Source organism: Streptomyces sp. enrichment culture (genome assembly GCF_964272855.1).
Lineage (GTDB): Bacteria > Actinomycetota > Actinomycetes > Streptomycetales > Streptomycetaceae > Streptomyces.
The window spans coordinates 383,409-399,070 of sequence record NZ_OZ186847.1 but is presented as its reverse complement, the minus strand read 5'-3'; the positions used below and the strand labels follow the sequence as shown (position 1 = coordinate 399,070).

Genomic DNA, 15,662 nt, shown 5'->3' with positions numbered 1-15,662 from the left:
GTCAGTACTCCACATCCTGCGAGCGACGGCGGATGACGGTGACCTCGTCGCGCTGGTTGCCGGTCGGGCCGTAGTAGTTGAAGGCGTAGGTGAACTGGGCGTAGCCGCCCGCGAGGTGGGTGGGCTTGAGCAGGAGCCTGGTCAGGGAGTTGTGCATGCCGCCGCGCCTGCCGCCGACCTCGGTCCTCGGGACGTTCACGGTGCGGTCCTGGGCGTGGTACATGTACACGGTCCCCTCCGGCATGCGGTGGGTGACCACGGCCCGCGCGGCGACGACGCCGTTGCGGTTGTACGCCTCGATCCACTCGTTGTCCTTGACGCCGATCTTCTCGGCGTCCGCACCGGACATCCAGATCACCGGGCCGCCGCGGGACAGGTCGAGCATGTATCTGTTGTCCTGGTAGTTCGAGTGGATGGACCACTTCGAGTGCGGAGTCAGGTACCGGACGGTGACCTCGGCACGGCCGTCGCCGAGGTGTTCGTCGCCGAAGTGCCGGGGCATGTTCAACGGCGGCCGGTAGACCGGCAGTTGCTCGCCGAGTTCGGCGATCCAGTCGTGCTGGACGAAGAAGTGCTGGCGGCCGGTCAGGGTGTGCCAGGGCTTCTTGTGCTCGGTGTTGATGACGAAGGGGGAGTAGCGGCGCCCGCCGGTCTCCGAGCCCGACCACTCGTAGGAGGTCATCACGGAGCGCGGCTGGGTGCGGGTGTCGGCGAAGGTGATCCGTTCCGCCTCGCGCTCGGCGGCCAGTGCCACCAGACCCTCGCTGCCGGTCTGCCGCTCCAGCTCCCTGAAGCCCTCGGTGGCCAGCCGCCCGTTGGTGGTGCCGGACAGCGCGAGGATCGCCTCGCACATGTCGCTCGCGGTGGCGAGCGAGGGCCGCCCGGCGGCGACTCCTTCCCGGACGGTGCCGTTGCGGTGCCGCAGGTCGTCGATCTCCTGGTCCGGGTGGACGGTGACGCCCTTGGTGGTGGTGCCCAGGGTGTCCAGCAGCGGGCCCACGGCGCGCATCTTCTGCGCGATCGCGCCGTAGTCCCGTTCGATGACGACGAGCTTCGGCATGGTCCGTCCCGGCACCGGCTCGCACTCGCCTGCCTTCCAGTCCCGTACCGTCCCGCCCGGCTGGGCGAGTTCGTCGGGGGTGTCGTGCAGCAGCGGCACGGCGAGGACGTCGGTGCGGGTGCCCAGGTGCCCGGCGGCCAGCTCGCTGAAGCGGTCGGCGATCGTGAGGAACGTGTCGTAGTCGGTGCGGGCCTGCCAGGGCGGGGCGATGGCCGGGGTGAAGGCGTGCACGAAGGGGTGCATGTCCGTACTGGACAGGTCGTCCTTCTCGTACCAGGTGGCGGCCGGGAGGACGACGTCGGCGAGCAGACCGGTCGAGGTCATCCGGAAGTCCACGGTGACCAGCAGGTCGAGCTTGCCCTCCGGGGCCTCCTCCCGCCACACCACGTCCTTCGGGCGCCCCTCCGGCGGGGTCTCCGCGGAGCGGACCGCCGCGTCCGTGCCCAGCAGATGCCGCAGGAAGTACTCGTTGCCCTTGCCGGAGGAACCGAGCAGGTTGGCCCGCCACACCGTCAGCACCCGGGGGAAGTTGGCCGGGTCGTCCGGGTCCTCGGCGGCGAACCGCAGCCGGCCGGACTTCAGCTCGTCGACGATGTGCTCGGCGACCGGCCGGCCCGCCCGCGCCGCCTCGTCCGTCAGGTCGAGCGGGTTGCGGTTGAAGCCGGGGTGACCGGGCGTCCAGCCCAGCCGCACGGCCTGCGCCAGACAGTCGGCGAACCCCTTGCCCCGGAACCGCCCCCGGCCGAGCGGGGAGGCCAGCTCCTCGGGCCCGAACGCCTCGTACCGCCACTGGTCGGAGTTCAGGTACCAGTACGAGGTGCCCGCCATGTGCCGGGTGGGCCGCTGCCAGTCGAAGGCGAACGACAGGTGCTGCTGTCCGGTGACCGGGCGGACCTTCTCCTGGCCGACGTAGTGTGCCCAGCCGCCCCCGTTGACGCCCTGGCAGCCCGTCATGGTGGTCAGCGCCAGGAAGGCGCGGTAGATGGTGTCGGAGTGGAACCAGTGGTTGGTGCCGGCGCCCAGCGCGATCATGGACCGGCCGCCGGTGCGCTCGGCGTTGCGGGCGAACTCGCGGGCGATACGGGCCGCCTGAGCGGCGGGGACCGAGGTGATCGTCTCCTGCCAGGCCGGGGTGTGCGGCTCGGACGCGTCCTCGTACGACGACGGCCAGCGTCCCGGGAGACCGGGACGCCGCACCCCGTACTGGGCGAGCATCAGATCGAAGACAGTGGTGACGAGCCGTCCGCCGATCCTGCGGACGGGAACGCCCCGGACCATGACGGAACCGCCTTCGGTGCCGCCCTCGTCGAACCGGGGCAGCGCGACCTCGGCGGTGTCCTCGGCCCGCTCCAGCAGGCTCAACTCCGGTACGACACCGCCCAGATCCAGGTTCCAGCGGCCTCGCCCGGCTTCCCCCCACCGGAAGCCGAGCGAGCCGCCCGGGACCACCGGATCACCGGTGGCCCGGTCCAGGAGGACCGTCTTGGACTCGGCGTGCTCCTCCGCACGGCCGAGGTCGGCGGCGGTCAGGAACCCGTCGGGGACGAGTCCGCGGTCGTGCTCGCGCAGGGTGACCAGGAAGGGCGCGTCCGTGAACTTCCGCAAGTAGTCCTGGAAGTAGGGAACTTCTCGGTCGACGAGGAACTCCCGCAGGATCACGTGGCCCATGGCCATCGCCAGCGCGCCGTCCGTGCCCGGGTGCGGGGCCAGCCACTCGTCGGCGTGCTTGACGTTGTCGGCGTAGTCGGGGCTGACCGCGACGACCTTGGTGCCGTTGTAGCGGGTCTCGGTCAGGAAGTGCGCGTCCGGTGTGCGGGTGACGGGAATGTTGGAGCCCCACATGATCAGATAGCCCGCGTTCCACCAGTCCGCCGCCTCCGGCACGTCGGTCTGGTCGCCGAAGACCTGCGGCGAGGCGATCGGCAGGTCGGCGTACCAGTCGTAGAACGACAGCAGTGTGCCGCCGATCAGCGACATGAAGCGGGCGCCGGCCGCGAACGACGCCATCGACATCGCCGGGATCGGGGAGAAGCCGGCGACACGGTCCGGGCCGTACGCCTTGACGGTGTGCACATGGGCGGCGGCGATCAGCTCGCTCACCTCGTCCCAGTCGGCGCGCACCAGCCCGCCCTTGCCGCGGGCCCGCTTGTACGCTCGCGCCTTCGCCGGATCGGACGTGATCTCGGCCCACGCCGCGACCGGGTCGCCCAGGCGTCGCCGGGCCTCGCGCCACAGCTTCAGCAGGGCGCCGCGCACATACGGGTAGCGGACCCGGCTGGGCGAGTAGGTGTACCAGGAGAACGAGGCCCCGCGCGGGCAGCCGCGCGGCTCGTACTCGGGGCAGTCCGTGCCGATCGACGGGTAGTCGGTGGCCTGGTGCTCCCAGGTGATGATGCCGTCCTTGACGTACACCATCCACGAACACGAGCCGGTGCAGTTCACGCCGTGCGTCGAGCGCACCACCCTGTCGTGGGCCCACCGGTCCCGGTAGAAGCCCTCCCACCGCGGATCACCCGTGCCGAACACGGCACGGCCGTCGGCCGACACCTCACGGCGCGTCAGCAGCCGACGGGCGGCCAGCGGCCAGCCCTCACCGGCGCGCGACCCCGGCCGCCGTGCGTTCTGATCGTTCTCCATGGCCGGAACGCTAGGCGGCGCACCGCGTCCCCACCCGGGGCCGGCGGTCCCCGGCGGCCGGCCTTGCGGCCCAACTCCGCTGGACACAAGAGGGCCTGACGGCCCCTGCGGAGGAGTCCGGTCGGCCGGGAGCTGGTACGGCCGACATCCGTTGAGGCCGTACGGCCCTCGGCCCGGGGCCGGCCAACCCTCCCCCGGAGAGGGGGCGCCACGCAGGGTTGACGGAACGGAGGACAGCTTCGGGAAGGAGCCGTGATGCAGACCCGGGAACTCGACGCCACAGCCGTGCGGGCCCTGCTGGCCGCCGCGGTGGCGGCACCGTCGATCCACAACACGCAGCCCTGGCGGTTCGGCCTGGACCCGGACAGCCGGTCGATCGAGGTCCGTCTCGACCGGCGGCGGCAGCTGCCGACGGCCGACCCCGAGCTGCGTGCCCGGCACCTGTCGGTGGGCGCGGCCGTCCTCAACCTCCGGGTGGCCGCGGAGCACCTGGGCTGGGATCCCGTCGTCCGGCTGCTGCCCGCCGCGGGCGATCCGGACCTGCTGGCCACGGTGCGACTGGCCGGGCCCGCCGCGGACGCGCGGTCGCCCTTGCGCCACCTGTACGAGGCGGTCGAGCGGCGCCACACGAGCCGGATGCCGTTCACCGGGCGCCCGGTCCCGGATCCGGTCGTGGCCGAGATGATCGGCTCGGCCCGCGCCGAGGGCGCCCACCTGGACGTGCCCGGCATCCCCGGCACCCGCCACCTGCTGCGTCTGACCCAGGCGGCGGAGGCACGCAACGCCGTCCACCCGGCCCGCGCGGCCGAGGCGCGTACCTGGGTCACCGCTCCGGGAACGGACGCCTCCTACGGCATTCCCCTCACCGCCCTGGGCCCGCGGGACGCGTCCGGGCGGATGCCGGTGCGGGACTTCACCGGCCGACTGCCCGCTCCCCACCTGCCCGCCCTGCGTTTCGAACGCCACGCCCAGGTGGCCCTGTTGTGGACCGCCCAGGACCGGCGGGAGGACTGGCTGGGGGCGGGTCAGGCACTGGAGCGGGTGCTGCTCACGGCGACCCGGCACGGGGTGCGTACGTCGATGCTGCACCAGGCGATGGAATGGCCGGACCTGCGCGAGGCGATGGCCGGATCGAGGCGGCGGTGCCGCCCGCAGCTGCTGATCCGCTTCGGCTACGGCCCGGAGGGCGGCCGCACGCCCCGTGCGCCCGCGGATCCCGTGCCCGCTCCCGCGTCCGTCACGGGTCCGTAGGCGTCTCTTCAGCGCGTGCCGCGCGTGCCCTTGAGTTCGCGTCCGGTGACCATCTCCGACTCGATCCGGACGAACACCGGATCGTGCAGGGGCATCCAGGACGTGGGGCCGGCCTGCGACAGCCGCTCGTGCTCGTCGGGGTCGGTCACCACGGTGGCCCGGCCGGTGACGACGACGCTCCAGCCGGACTGGGTCGCGGCGTCGAACTCGTCCGCCTCGAAGGCGACGACGACGCCGTCGATGGCGCGGACGAGGTCCGCGTCCGGTGAGGTACGCAGCAGGACGGAGGCGTCCGTGTCCAGGGCGAAGTTGATGGGCAGCACCGCGGGCAGTGCCTGCCGGGTGTAGACCACGCGGCCGACCGGCACCTTGGCGAGCAAGCGCAGGCACTCCTGCCGGTCGAGTGCGCGGAAGCCGTCGTTGTGGAACATCAGTCCATCGTCTCCGCGGTCGGGGCACGGGGGTAGGGCCGGTCGGCCCTACCCCCTTGGGGCACGAGGACGGCCGGGTCCGAACCCGGGGACCGTCCGTCCGTCTGCCGGGACCCATGGCCCATGTCTCCGGTGATCCCGGACGCGGACAGTGGCTACGGGATGCCGTTCCGCAGGCAAGGGGCCCCTGGCCCGCGACGCACGGCGATTCCCGTGACGCGGTACCACCAGGAGACGAAAGGGACGGACAACATGGTCCAGCCGTTGAAGGCGAAGAGCGGCGGTTCACCGTCGGGCGCGCGGGCGTCCGGCCGGGCCTGGCTGATGCTGGCCCTGGCCACGGCCGGGTTCGCCGTGAACTTCTGGGCGTGGGCGCTGCTCAGCCCGCTCGGCCCGCGGTTCAAGGACAGCCTCGCCCTCTCCTCGTTCGAGCAGTCGCTGCTGGTGGCGGTGCCGGTCGTGGTCGGCTCCCTGGGCCGGATCCCGGTGGGCGCGCTGACCGACCGGTTCGGCGGGCGGGTGATGTTCCCGATCGTGTCGGCGGCCACCATCGTGCCGGTGCTGTACCTCGGACTCGCCGGGCACTCCTCGCTCGCCGCCCTGCTGGTCGGCGGGTTCTTCCTCGGCATCGGCGGCACCGCCTTCGCCGTGGGTGTGCCGCTCGTCAACGCATGGTTCCCGCCCGAGCGGCGGGGCCTCGCCATCGGCGTCTTCGGCGCCGGCATGGGCGGCACCGCGATCAGCGCCCTGACCACGGTGAAGCTGGTCGACGCGAACAGCATGTCCACGCCGTTCCTGATCACCGCGGCGGTGCTGGCCGGGTACGCCGTGGCCGCCGCGCTGCTGCTGCGCGACGCACCCGGCCGGACGGTTCCGACCGAGCCACTGGCCCGCCGGCTGGCCGCCACCGTCCGGCTGCCCATCACCTGGCAGGCGTCCGCGCTGTACGCGGTGGCCTTCGGCGGGTACGTGGCGTTCTCCGTCTACCTGCCCACCTACCTCAGGACCGGCTACGGCCTCACCCAGGCCGACGCTGCGAACCGCATGGCCGGGTTCGTGCTGCTGGCCGTGGCGATGCGTCCGGTCGGCGGCTGGCTGTCGGACCGGCTGGGCCCGGTACGGGTGCTGGCCGGCTCGCTGGCCGTTGTCGTGGCGGGGGCGGTGGCACAGTCGTTCACCCCGGCCCTGGCGCCGGTGGCCACCATCGCCTTGCTGTCGATGGCCGCCGCGCTCGGCGCCGGCAGCGGAGCGGCCTTCGCCCTGGTGGCCCTGCTCACCCCGGCCGACCGGGTCGGCTCGGTCACGGGCGTGGTCGGAGCCGCGGGCGGCCTGGGCGGCTTCCTGCCGCCACTGATCATGGGCTCGCTGTACGGCGAGTACGGGACGTACGCGGCCGGTCTCGCTCTCCTCGCGATCGTGGCCGCGGCCGCGCTGGCCTACACCCTCACCGGAGTGCGCGCCGCGGCCGACGGCGGCGAGCGCGACCGGCGCACCGGCCCCCGGCCCCCGGCCCGGGCACAGCACCGCGCGCACCACCGCGTGAAGGCACCCGGGCCGAGGAGCACGGCCCCTTTCCCGCCCTCGGTGCGAGGCCAGGCTCAGGCTTCGGCCTGATCGGGAAGGGGGACCGTCCACTCCACGACGGTGCCGGTCGGGTCGTTCGGCTCGAGTGTGAAGCTGCCGCCGAGGTCGGTGGCTCGCCGACGGAGGTTGTCGAGGCCGCTGCGCCGGGTGACGGCGGGGTCGATGCCGGTGCCGTTGTCCGCGACCCGCAACCGGAGTCGGACACCGTCGGTCTCGGCCGTGACCTCCACCTGGGTGGCGTGCGCGTGCCGGGCGGCGTTCGACAGCGTCTCGCGCAGCACGGCCAGCAGGTGCCCGGCATGCTCGGCGGGTACGCCGGTGTCCAGCAGGCCGGTCATGCGCAGGGCGGGGGTGAAGCCCAGCACGCCGGCGGCCTGGTCGGTCTCGGCCAGCAGCTGCGCACGCAGCCCGCCCCGGGCCCCGGAACGGTCGCGCTCACGCAGCGCGTAGATCGTGCCCCGCACCGTCTTGATGGTGTCGTCGAGATCGTCGACCACCCGCTGGACCCGCTCCGCCACCTCGGGCCGGTCGGCGATGCGGCCGAGTACCGAGTTCAGGGTCAGACCGGAGGCGAACAGCCGCTGGATGGCCAGGTCGTGCAGGTCACGGGCGATACGGTCACGGTCCGACAGGACCATCAGCTGATCGGCCTCGCGGCGGTGCTCGGCGATCTCGAGGGCGAGCGCGGCCTGGTCGGCGAATCCGCTGATCATGGCCATGGTGGCCTCGGAGAACTCCTGCCGACCGGGCAGGTTCGCGACCTGCAGCACCCCGCGGGCGTCCTCGTTGCCGCCCAGCGGGAGCAGGAACCCAGGCCCCAGACCGATCCGCCCGGCGGAGCCGCCGCCCCCCTGCGGTTCCTCCGACAGCGCGCCGCTGCTGATCCGCTCGTTGGAGCGGTACACCTTCGCGGCCAGCGTGGTGGGCGGCAGCACCAGCCCGCGCACCCGCTCGGCGCCCTCCCCGTCGGCCGCCTCGATCACCAGCTCGTCGCCACCGTCGAACGGCACCGCCACCGTCACCAGATCGGCCCCGGCCAGACTCCGGACGGTGGCGGCGATCCGGTGCAGCACCTGGTCCGGGTCGGTGCCCGAGAGCAGGCTGCGGGTCAGGTCGCTGCTCGCGGCCAGCCACTGCTCCCGGCGGCGCGTGTCCTCGTACAGGCGGGCGTTGTCGATGGCCACACCGGCCGCGGCGGCGAGCGTGCGCAGCACCGCCTCGTCCTCGTCGTCGAACTGCGCCCCGCCGCGCTTGTCGGTCAGGTACAGGTTCCCGAAGACCCTCTCGCGCACGCGCACCGGCGCCCCCAGGAACGTGGTCATCGGCGGATGCCCCGCGGGGAAGCCCACCGACTCGGGATGGGTGCCGAGGTCGGCGAGGCGGAGCGGCTCCGGCTCCCTGATCAGCAGCCCCAGGATGCCCTGGCCCTCGGGATAGTGGCCGATCGCCTTGATCGTGTCCTCGTCGACACCGACGGTGATGAACTGCTTGATCCGCCCTTCCTCGCCCAGCACCCCCAGCGCCCCGTACTCGGCGTCCACCACGGCCACCGCGGACTCGGTGATCCGCCGCAGCACCACGTCCAGATCCAGGTCGGAGCCGATGGTGAGGACCGCGTCCAGCAGCGTGTGCACCCGGTCCCGGGTGGCGCGCACCTGGGCGACCTGCGCCTGCAGGCCCTCCAGCAGCTCGTCCAGCCGCAACCGGGGCGCCGCCGGACTGTTCCGCCGCCCCGCTGCCGGACCGTCAGCCATTCCCGCTCCCTCCGGAAAGGTGCAACCGGCACCTCGACCATCATGCCCGGACAGCGTCGTCGCAACGCGAGACATGTTCACGCGCGACCGTCCCGGCAGCCCACCCAGATCCTATGACCAGGGCCACCGGGGCCGGCGGCGCCTCCGGTGTGACGAGCACCGCCGGTTGGAGGGCGTGGATCGGGAAACGCGGAGAGGCGGATGACAACGACACCGACGAGCCGCGCCGCGACGCGACAGGGAGGAAGTCATGGGCGACCCGGACCGCACGCCCGAACCGATGGCGGACGACGCCTACCAGCCCACCGGCACCAACGAGGAGCAGGAGGACGCCGCACCCCTCGACCTGCAGGACGCGGTCGACGAACGGACCTACGACGACACTCTCGACGAGGGCTACTCCCCGCCGGAGAAGCCGCTCGGCGTCACCAAGTACGGCACGACGGCCGCCGAGCAGCACGAGGGCGAGACCCTCGACCAGCGGCTCGCCCAGGAGGTGCCCGACGCCCCCGAGGTCGCCGGCGACGACATCGGCGACCTGCCCGGCGGCGAGGGGGAACCCGTCGACCCGGAGGCGGGCGGCGACCGCGCCGGACGCCTGGTCGCACCGGACGAAGGCGCGCACGCCGACGCGACGAAGGAGGAGATCGCCGAGGACGTGGGGATCGACGGGGGTGCCGCCAGCGCCGAGGAGGCGGCCATGCACATCACGTCCGACGACATGACGACGCCGTCGGACGAGGAGGCGCCCTGACGCACCCGTCCTTACGGGATCCCCCTGACACGGAGGCCCCCCGATGCGGAACGGACCCGCGTCGGGGGGCGGTTTTCGCCGGGTGGCCGGCTCAGGGCAGGAGCTTGTCGAGGGCGGCGGGCCCTTCCTGCGCCAGCTTGCGCTTGGCCCACTCCAGGTTGTGCGGGGTGAGGTCCTTGCCGGAGGCCAGCACCAGGTCCTCCGGCGACACGTCGGTGCCGGTGCGGGCGTGGAGCAGGCTGTCCGGGGTGGCGCGGTCCTGGGACGGCCGGGACGCGCCGGATTGTGACGTCGACATGATCTCCGCTCCTCGGTCCGGTTCGTTCTTGCGGCCCCGGTGGTGTCAACGGGACTGATAACACCATTCACCCAGGGAGCGCACAGTGCATCCGGAAGCGCCGGGCCAACCGCCTCGCGGCGGCGCGCGCCAGGGATTCCAGATGGGGGATCTCAGGGATTTCAGATGGGCGGTCTCAGGGATTCCAGAGGGCGACGCCGAAGGCTATGAGCCGAGCAGGGCCTCCGCCTCCGCCAGGATCTCCGTGACGCGGAGGGCGAACGCCGCGTCGCAGGCGTGCGGGCGGCCGGTGTCGGCGGCCTCGCGCAGGGCGTCCACGGCGCGGGCGAGCGTCTGGACGATCCCCTCGTCGCCGTCCGGGAGGACGGCCACCCCGGCGCTGCCGCGCAGTTCGACGGTGGCGCCCGCCGCCTCCGGCGGAGCGGTCAGGCTCAGCGTGACGGTGCTGGACGCGCCGCCGGTGTGGTCGAGGACCAGGTGCACGGTGTCGCCGGGGCCGGGTGCCGCGGCCGCCACCCGCCGTGCGTCGCCGAGCACGGGCAGCAGCACGGACAGGGCGTGCGGACCGATGTCCCACAGGGCGCCGTTCTCCCGCCGCCACGGAGACGCCGCGAACGGGCTGTCACCGGCGGGCCGGCCACCGGACCCGGGGGCGAACAGTGCCGCGAGCCACTGGGCGCGGGCCGTGAACCAGCCGTCGGTTCCCGCCTGTTCGGTGATCCAGGACTCGGTGTCGGCGCCGAACCGGGTCGTGAAGAACACGACGGAGGCCACCCCGGTCTCCCCGGCGGCCTCGACCACGGCACGCGCCCGCTCCGGCGCGACGGCGAGCGGTTTGTCCAGCAGCAGATGGCGGCCCGCCCGCGCCGCCCGCACCGCCAGTTCCGCCTGCACGTCCGGCGGCAGTGCCACGGCCACCGCGTCCACCTCGGCCAGCAGCGCGTCCACGTCGTCGTAGGCCCGCACGCCGTAGTGGTCCGCGAGTTCCTTCGCGGCGTCCGGCCGCCGCCCCCACACCCCCACGAAGTCGACCGCGTCATGCCCGGCGAGGGCGGGTGCGTGGGCCATCCGGGCCCAAGGGCCGGTACCGAGCAGTCCGATGCGCATGCCGCCGCCTCTCCGCAGTGTCGAATCCACTGCCGAATCTGCCGAATCTGCCGAATCTGCCGAATCTGCCGATCTGCCGAATGTACTGCCGAGTCCACTGCCCAATCTGCAGTCGAACTCACTGTCGAATCCGCTGCCGAATCCCCTGCCGAGTCCGCTGCCGAGTCCTCTGCCGAGCGTCCTCATGGCCGGTGCCGTCGGCGCCCGGCCCGGCGAACGTGCCACACCGACCGGGCCTGTGCGCAACCCGATCGGCTGAAGCGCCGACCCGGTCCGGGCGGGATCCGGCTGCACCACGAGGCCGGTGATTTTGCCGGTGCCCACCGCGCGGTGCCGCGTCGACAGTGGGCGAGCCGTCCCCGACGGCAGACCCCACACCCCGAACGCGCACGACAGAGAGGACGACTCGACGTGCAGCAGCACCCGCAGCACCGCGCCGACTCCCCAGCCCCCCGCCGGCACCGCCGCACCGGCCGCCTCACCGGACTCGCCGCGGCGACCGCGGCCCTGATCGGACTCAGCACCCTCAGCGGCACCGGCGCCCACGCCGCCGACAACCCCTACGAGCGCGGCCCGGCGCCGACCGAGGCCAGCATCGAGGCCCTGCGCGGCCCGTACGCCGTGTCGCAGACCTCGGTCTCGTCGCTGTCGGTGACCGGCTTCGGCGGCGGCACCATCTACTACCCGACCAGCACCGCGGACGGCACCTTCGGCGCCGTGGCCATCTCGCCCGGTTTCACCGCCTACGAGTCCTCGATCGCGTGGCTGGGCCCGCGACTGGCCTCCCAGGGCTTCGTGGTCTTCACCATCGACACCAACACGACGGTGGACCAGCCGGACTCCCGGGGCGACCAGCTGCTCGCCGCGCTGGACTACCTCACCCAGCGCAGCTCCGTCCGCAGCCGCGTCGACGCCACCCGGCTCGGCGTGATGGGCCACTCGATGGGCGGCGGCGGCAGCCTGGAGGCGGCCAAGACCCGACCCTCCCTGCAGGCCGCGATCCCGCTGACGCCGTGGAACCTGGACAAGACCTGGCCCGAGATCAAGACCCCCACCCTGATCTTCGGTGCCGACGGCGACACCATCGCACCGGTCGCCAGCCACGCCGAGCCCTTCTACACCAACCTGCCGTCGTCCCTGGACAAGGCGTACCTGGAGCTGAACGGCGCCACCCACTTCACGCCGAACACCTCCGACACGACGATCGCGAAGTACAGCATCAGCTGGCTGAAGCGCTTCATCGACAACGACACCCGCTACGAGCAGTTCCTGTGCCCGCTGCCCCGCCCGAGCCTGACCATCGAGGAGTACCGCGGCAACTGCCCGCACACCTCCTGACCCCGCCGCATCCACGCCACCACGGCGGTCGCGCCCACCGGCGCGGCCGCCGTGGCCGTTGTGCGGGCGCACGTGGCGCGGGCCTCCGCGTTGGGCGGCGGCACAGACGGCCGCCGGGACGCGGATGTCCGCCTTCCGGCTGCCGTTACCCACGCGTAACGTTGCGGGAATGACCGGACACACGACCGTGCCGACGGCCTCGCCGATCCACGGGCGGAGCGCGGAGCGGCGCATCGTGGCCGCGCTGGCGGACCGGCTGGGGACGGGCAGCGCCGTGCTCGTCCTGACCGGCGAGCCCGGACTCGGCCGCACCACACTCCTCGACGAGACCGCCCGCTCCCACCGGGCCGGGCCGGTGCTGTACGTCCGCTGCGACGCGGCGGACGCCGTGCCGTACGGCGGTGTGCACGCGCTCGCCACGGCCGCGGGCCGCCCGCCCACGGGTGCCCTGGACTCGCGCACCGCCCCGCAGGCGCTGCTGGACGCGTTCCGCGTCGCGGCCGGGAGCAGGCCGCTGCTGGTGTGCCTGGACGACGTCCACATGTGGGACGCCCCGTCGCGCACCGCCCTGGCCCGTGCCGCCCGCCGCCTGTCCACGGCCGGACGGATCGGCCTGCTCGTCACCGCCGCCGGGCCCGGGCCGGCAGACCGGGACCTCGCCGGACTGCCCGCCCTCCCGCTGCACCCGCTGCCGCCGCCCGCCGCCGCGGCCCTCCTCGACGAGGTGACCGGCGGAGCCGTCGACCCCGTCCTCCGCGACGACCTGCTGGAGGAGGCCGAGGGCAACCCGGCCCTGCTGCTCGCGATGATCCGCCGCCTCACCCCCGCCCAGCTGTCCGGCGGCCAGCACACGCCGCGCCCGCTGGCCGACGCCCGGATCCTCACCGGCGTGACGGACGAATGGCCGCTCGCGCCCACCCCCGCCGCCGACGACCTGCTGCTCCTCACAGCCGCCGCGATGAGGGGTGCGGAGCGCCCCGAGGCCGACGCGGCACTCGTACGGGCCGCGTGGCAACGGCTGTCGGCGGGCGCGGACGGTTTACGGGGCGACGCGGGTCGGGTGGGGGAGGCGGCCCCGGTGGGGGAGGCAGGGCGGTGCTCGGCTTGGGGCGCGGACTGCTCCCGTGCCGACGTGTCTCTCGTGCCGGAGCGGTCCGAAGCCCGTGCCGCGCTGGTGCGGGCAGCGTGGGAGCGTTTCCCGGCGGGCGGTGCCGGCAGGGCCGGCGGTGTCAGCGGGGCTGACGGTGCTGGTGCTGGCGGGGCCGACAGTGCCGGCGATGCTGCCGGTGCAGGCGGTGCGCCCGGCGGCGCCGAGGTCGGCGTATCCGTCCTCCACAGGGGCCGGGAACCTCTGCCGACGGGATGCGGGCACCCGGCGGCCGCCGACCCGCCCCTCCCCGACGCCGTCCCCGCCTCCCTCCCTGACGCCCTTCCCGGCCCTCTCCCCGACACCCTCGTCCTCACCGAAGGCCGCCTCCGCTTCACCGGCCCCCTCTCCCGAAGAGCCGTCTACGCCCGAGCCGCCCCCGACCGGCGCCGCGTGGCGCACCGAGCCCTCGCACAGGTGTTGCGCGCCGACGGGCAGGAGCCGTCGGCATCGCTGCACGCCGCGTGGGCCGTACCCGCCCCGGCGCCCGCGCACGCGGCACGGCTGGCGGCGGTCGCGGCGACCACGTCCTCGCACCGGCTCAGCGCCACCGCGTTCGCCCGAGCCGCCGAACTGACCCCGCACGGTCCGGCCCGCCGCGAGCGGTACACGGCCGCCGCCGAGCAGGCGCTGCTGGCGGGGCGCCCGCGGCGGGCCCTGCGGCTGCTGGCCGAGGCCGGCGGCGGCCCCGCGCCGGACGCGGTGCGCGGCCGGGCCGAGCTGGTGCGGGGCATCGCGGAGCTGCGGGACGGGCCTGTCGCGGACGCCCGCGCCTCCCTGCTGTCGGCCGCCGCGCTGCTCACCGCCGACGCGCCGGCCCAGGCCGGGGCCGCCGCCCTCGCCGCCGCCGACGCGGCCTGGGCCGCCGGCGACATCACGGCCTGCCGGGAAGCACTTGCCGGCAGCGAAGGCAGCGAAGGCAGCGAAGGCGGCGAAGGCGGCGAAGGCGGCGAAGGCAGCAAAGGCGCGGGGCCCGCCCGGACCCCGTACGGCTCCGACTACCGGCTCGGCCTCGGCGCCCTGCTCGACGCCCGCATCGACCGGGCCGGCGCGCCCCTGCGCCGCGTGGTGGAGCGGGCCCGCACCGCCGAGGAACCCGAGGAGCTGCTGCGGTCGGCGGCGGCCGCGCTGGTCCTCGGCGACATGGCCGCCGCGGTCCGCGCGGGTGCGCGGGCGCTGGCCGCGGCCCGGACCCGCGGCTCGGCCGCCCTCGTCCCGCAGGCCCTGGAATACCTCGCCTACGCCGAACTCCGCGCCGGGCACCACGCCCTGGCCCGCACGCACGCCGAGGAGGGCCTGCGGGCCGCGCGGCGCACCGGGCAGCGCAACACGGCCGCCCACCATCACGCCGTACTGGCCCTGGCGGCGTCCATCGAGGGCGAGACCGCCGTCCTCGACGAGCACGTGTCCGCCGCCCTGGCGACGGCCCGCGCGCACGGTCTGGCGCAGCCGGCCACCCTGGCCCAGTGGGCGGCGGCCCGCGCCGACCTGGGCCGGGGCCGCCCCCTGGAGGCCGCGGACCGGCTGGGCCCGCTGGTGTGCCCGGGGCCCCGGCGGGGGCACTTCGCGGTGTGGATGCTGGCCGTGCCCTGTTTCGTGGAGGCCGCGGTCCTCGCCGGTCGCCCGGAGGCCGCCCGGACCGTGGTGTCCGACTTCGCCGCCTGGGCGGGGTTCGGCGCCGATCCGCAGGCCCCCGCCCAGCTGCTGCGCTGCCACGCCCTGCTGGCCCCGCCGGAGCACGCGGGCGAGCTGTACGACCGGGCGCTGGCCCTGCACGAGCAGGCGGGCGGCGACTTCGAACGCGCCCGTACCGAGCTGCTGTACGGCAAGTGGCTGCGGCGCCGGCGGCGGCCCCGGGAGGCCCGGGACCGGCTGGGCGCGGCACTGGTCGGCTTCGACCGCTGCGGGGCCCTGGTCTGGGCGGAGCAGACCCGCGCCGAACTGCGGGCGAACGGCGCCGCGACGAACGGTCCTGCCCCGGGCGGGAGCGGGCCGGGCGGGGGCGCGCTCGCCCGGCTCACCCCGCAGCAGTGGCGGATCGCCCGGCATGTCGCCCAGGGCGCCACCAACCGGGAGGTGGCGCGGAGCCTGTCCGTCAGCACCCGCACCGTCGACTACCACCTCCGCAATGTCTTCGCCGCGCTCGGGGTACGGTCCCGGCTGGAACTGGCCCGGCTGGTCGACGGGGCGGAAAAGACCCGTGCACAGCTCTAGGGACCGACCGGACGGTATGTCATCCTTCCGGGCAGGACGAGTCAGGCGGCGGCCGTCGCACAAACCCGGGGAGCCGGCCCGGGACCG

The 15,662-nt window shown here is 74.3% G+C and carries 10 protein-coding genes; 5 read left to right on the top strand and 5 right to left on the bottom strand.

Annotated features, from left to right (window positions below; translation table 11 throughout):
• Window position 1 precedes the first annotated feature (1 nt).
• On the bottom strand, window positions 2–3,697 hold the full coding sequence (locus tag ACSU6L_RS01540) for a nitrate reductase subunit alpha (RefSeq protein WP_437052737.1): 3,696 nt from the start codon (window positions 3,695–3,697) through the stop codon (window positions 2–4).
• Window positions 3,698–3,952: 255 nt separating this feature from the next.
• On the opposite strand from ACSU6L_RS01540, the gene ACSU6L_RS01535 reads away from it, so the two are divergent.
• A complete protein-coding gene (locus ACSU6L_RS01535) occupies window positions 3,953–4,948 on the top strand; it encodes an Acg family FMN-binding oxidoreductase (protein WP_437052735.1) in 996 nt (331 codons plus the stop codon).
• 8 nt (window positions 4,949–4,956) lie between these two features.
• On the opposite strand, the gene ACSU6L_RS01530 is transcribed toward ACSU6L_RS01535, so the two are convergent.
• Window positions 4,957–5,379 carry a pyridoxamine 5'-phosphate oxidase family protein gene (locus ACSU6L_RS01530; protein WP_437052733.1) on the bottom strand — a complete coding sequence of 141 codons (423 nt, stop codon included), beginning with the start codon at window positions 5,377–5,379 and terminating at the stop codon, window positions 4,957–4,959.
• Window positions 5,380–5,703: 324 nt separating this feature from the next.
• Here ACSU6L_RS01530 and ACSU6L_RS01525 point away from each other — a divergent pair, with 324 nt between their 5' ends.
• Window positions 5,704–6,993: a nitrate/nitrite transporter gene (locus ACSU6L_RS01525; protein WP_437064717.1), complete on the top strand. Its 1,290-nt coding sequence runs from the start codon at window positions 5,704–5,706 to the stop codon at window positions 6,991–6,993.
• On the opposite strand, the gene ACSU6L_RS01520 is transcribed toward ACSU6L_RS01525, so the two are convergent.
• A complete protein-coding gene (locus ACSU6L_RS01520; protein WP_437052731.1) occupies window positions 6,978–8,717 on the bottom strand; it encodes a GAF domain-containing sensor histidine kinase in 1,740 nt (579 codons plus the stop codon). The genes ACSU6L_RS01525 and ACSU6L_RS01520 overlap by 16 nt on opposite strands.
• Window positions 8,718–8,967: 250 nt before the next feature.
• Between ACSU6L_RS01520 and ACSU6L_RS01515 the strand changes: the two genes are divergently transcribed.
• Window positions 8,968–9,471 (top strand): DUF5709 domain-containing protein, encoded by a 504-nt coding sequence (locus ACSU6L_RS01515; RefSeq protein WP_073939819.1) that lies wholly within the window; start codon window positions 8,968–8,970, stop codon window positions 9,469–9,471.
• A 91-nt stretch (window positions 9,472–9,562) separates the two neighbouring features.
• Here ACSU6L_RS01515 and ACSU6L_RS01510 read toward each other — a convergent pair whose 3' ends face one another.
• Both ACSU6L_RS01510 and ACSU6L_RS01505 read right to left on the bottom strand, forming a co-directional pair.
• Window positions 9,563–9,769 carry a hypothetical protein gene (locus ACSU6L_RS01510; RefSeq protein ID WP_073939818.1) on the bottom strand — a complete coding sequence of 69 codons (207 nt, stop codon included), beginning with the start codon at window positions 9,767–9,769 and terminating at the stop codon, window positions 9,563–9,565.
• Between the two features lie 204 nt (window positions 9,770–9,973).
• Window positions 9,974–10,876 (bottom strand): Gfo/Idh/MocA family protein, encoded by a 903-nt coding sequence (locus ACSU6L_RS01505; RefSeq protein ID WP_437052728.1) that lies wholly within the window; start codon window positions 10,874–10,876, stop codon window positions 9,974–9,976.
• 411 nt (window positions 10,877–11,287) lie between these two features.
• Here ACSU6L_RS01505 and bdeA point away from each other — a divergent pair, with 411 nt between their 5' ends.
• Window positions 11,288–12,214, top strand: a complete 927-nt coding sequence (bdeA, locus tag ACSU6L_RS01500) for a bis(hydroxyethyl) terephthalate hydrolase (RefSeq protein WP_437052726.1) — start codon at window positions 11,288–11,290, stop codon at window positions 12,212–12,214.
• 169 nt (window positions 12,215–12,383) lie between these two features.
• Window positions 12,384–15,575, top strand: coding sequence for a LuxR C-terminal-related transcriptional regulator (locus ACSU6L_RS01495; protein WP_437052725.1), 3,192 nt, complete (start codon window positions 12,384–12,386; stop codon window positions 15,573–15,575).
• Window positions 15,576–15,662: the final 87 nt, after the last annotated feature.

Bases quoted from the DNA above. Each gene is read 5' to 3' on its own strand.
- ACSU6L_RS01540 (WP_437052737.1), bottom strand. From the start codon at position 3,697: ATGGAGAACGATCAGAACGCACGGCGGCCGGGGTCGCGCGCCGGTGAG.
- ACSU6L_RS01535 (WP_437052735.1), top strand. From the start codon at position 3,953: ATGCAGACCCGGGAACTCGACGCCACAGCCGTGCGGGCCCTGCTGGCC.
- ACSU6L_RS01530 (WP_437052733.1), bottom strand. From the start codon at position 5,379: ATGTTCCACAACGACGGCTTCCGCGCACTCGACCGGCAGGAGTGCCTG.
- ACSU6L_RS01525 (WP_437064717.1), top strand. From the start codon at position 5,704: ATGCTGGCCCTGGCCACGGCCGGGTTCGCCGTGAACTTCTGGGCGTGG.
- ACSU6L_RS01520 (WP_437052731.1), bottom strand. From the start codon at position 8,717: ATGGCTGACGGTCCGGCAGCGGGGCGGCGGAACAGTCCGGCGGCGCCC.
- ACSU6L_RS01515 (WP_073939819.1), top strand. From the start codon at position 8,968: ATGGGCGACCCGGACCGCACGCCCGAACCGATGGCGGACGACGCCTAC.
- ACSU6L_RS01510 (WP_073939818.1), bottom strand. From the start codon at position 9,769: ATGTCGACGTCACAATCCGGCGCGTCCCGGCCGTCCCAGGACCGCGCC.
- ACSU6L_RS01505 (WP_437052728.1), bottom strand. From the start codon at position 10,876: ATGCGCATCGGACTGCTCGGTACCGGCCCTTGGGCCCGGATGGCCCAC.
- ACSU6L_RS01495 (WP_437052725.1), top strand. From the start codon at position 12,384: ATGACCGGACACACGACCGTGCCGACGGCCTCGCCGATCCACGGGCGG.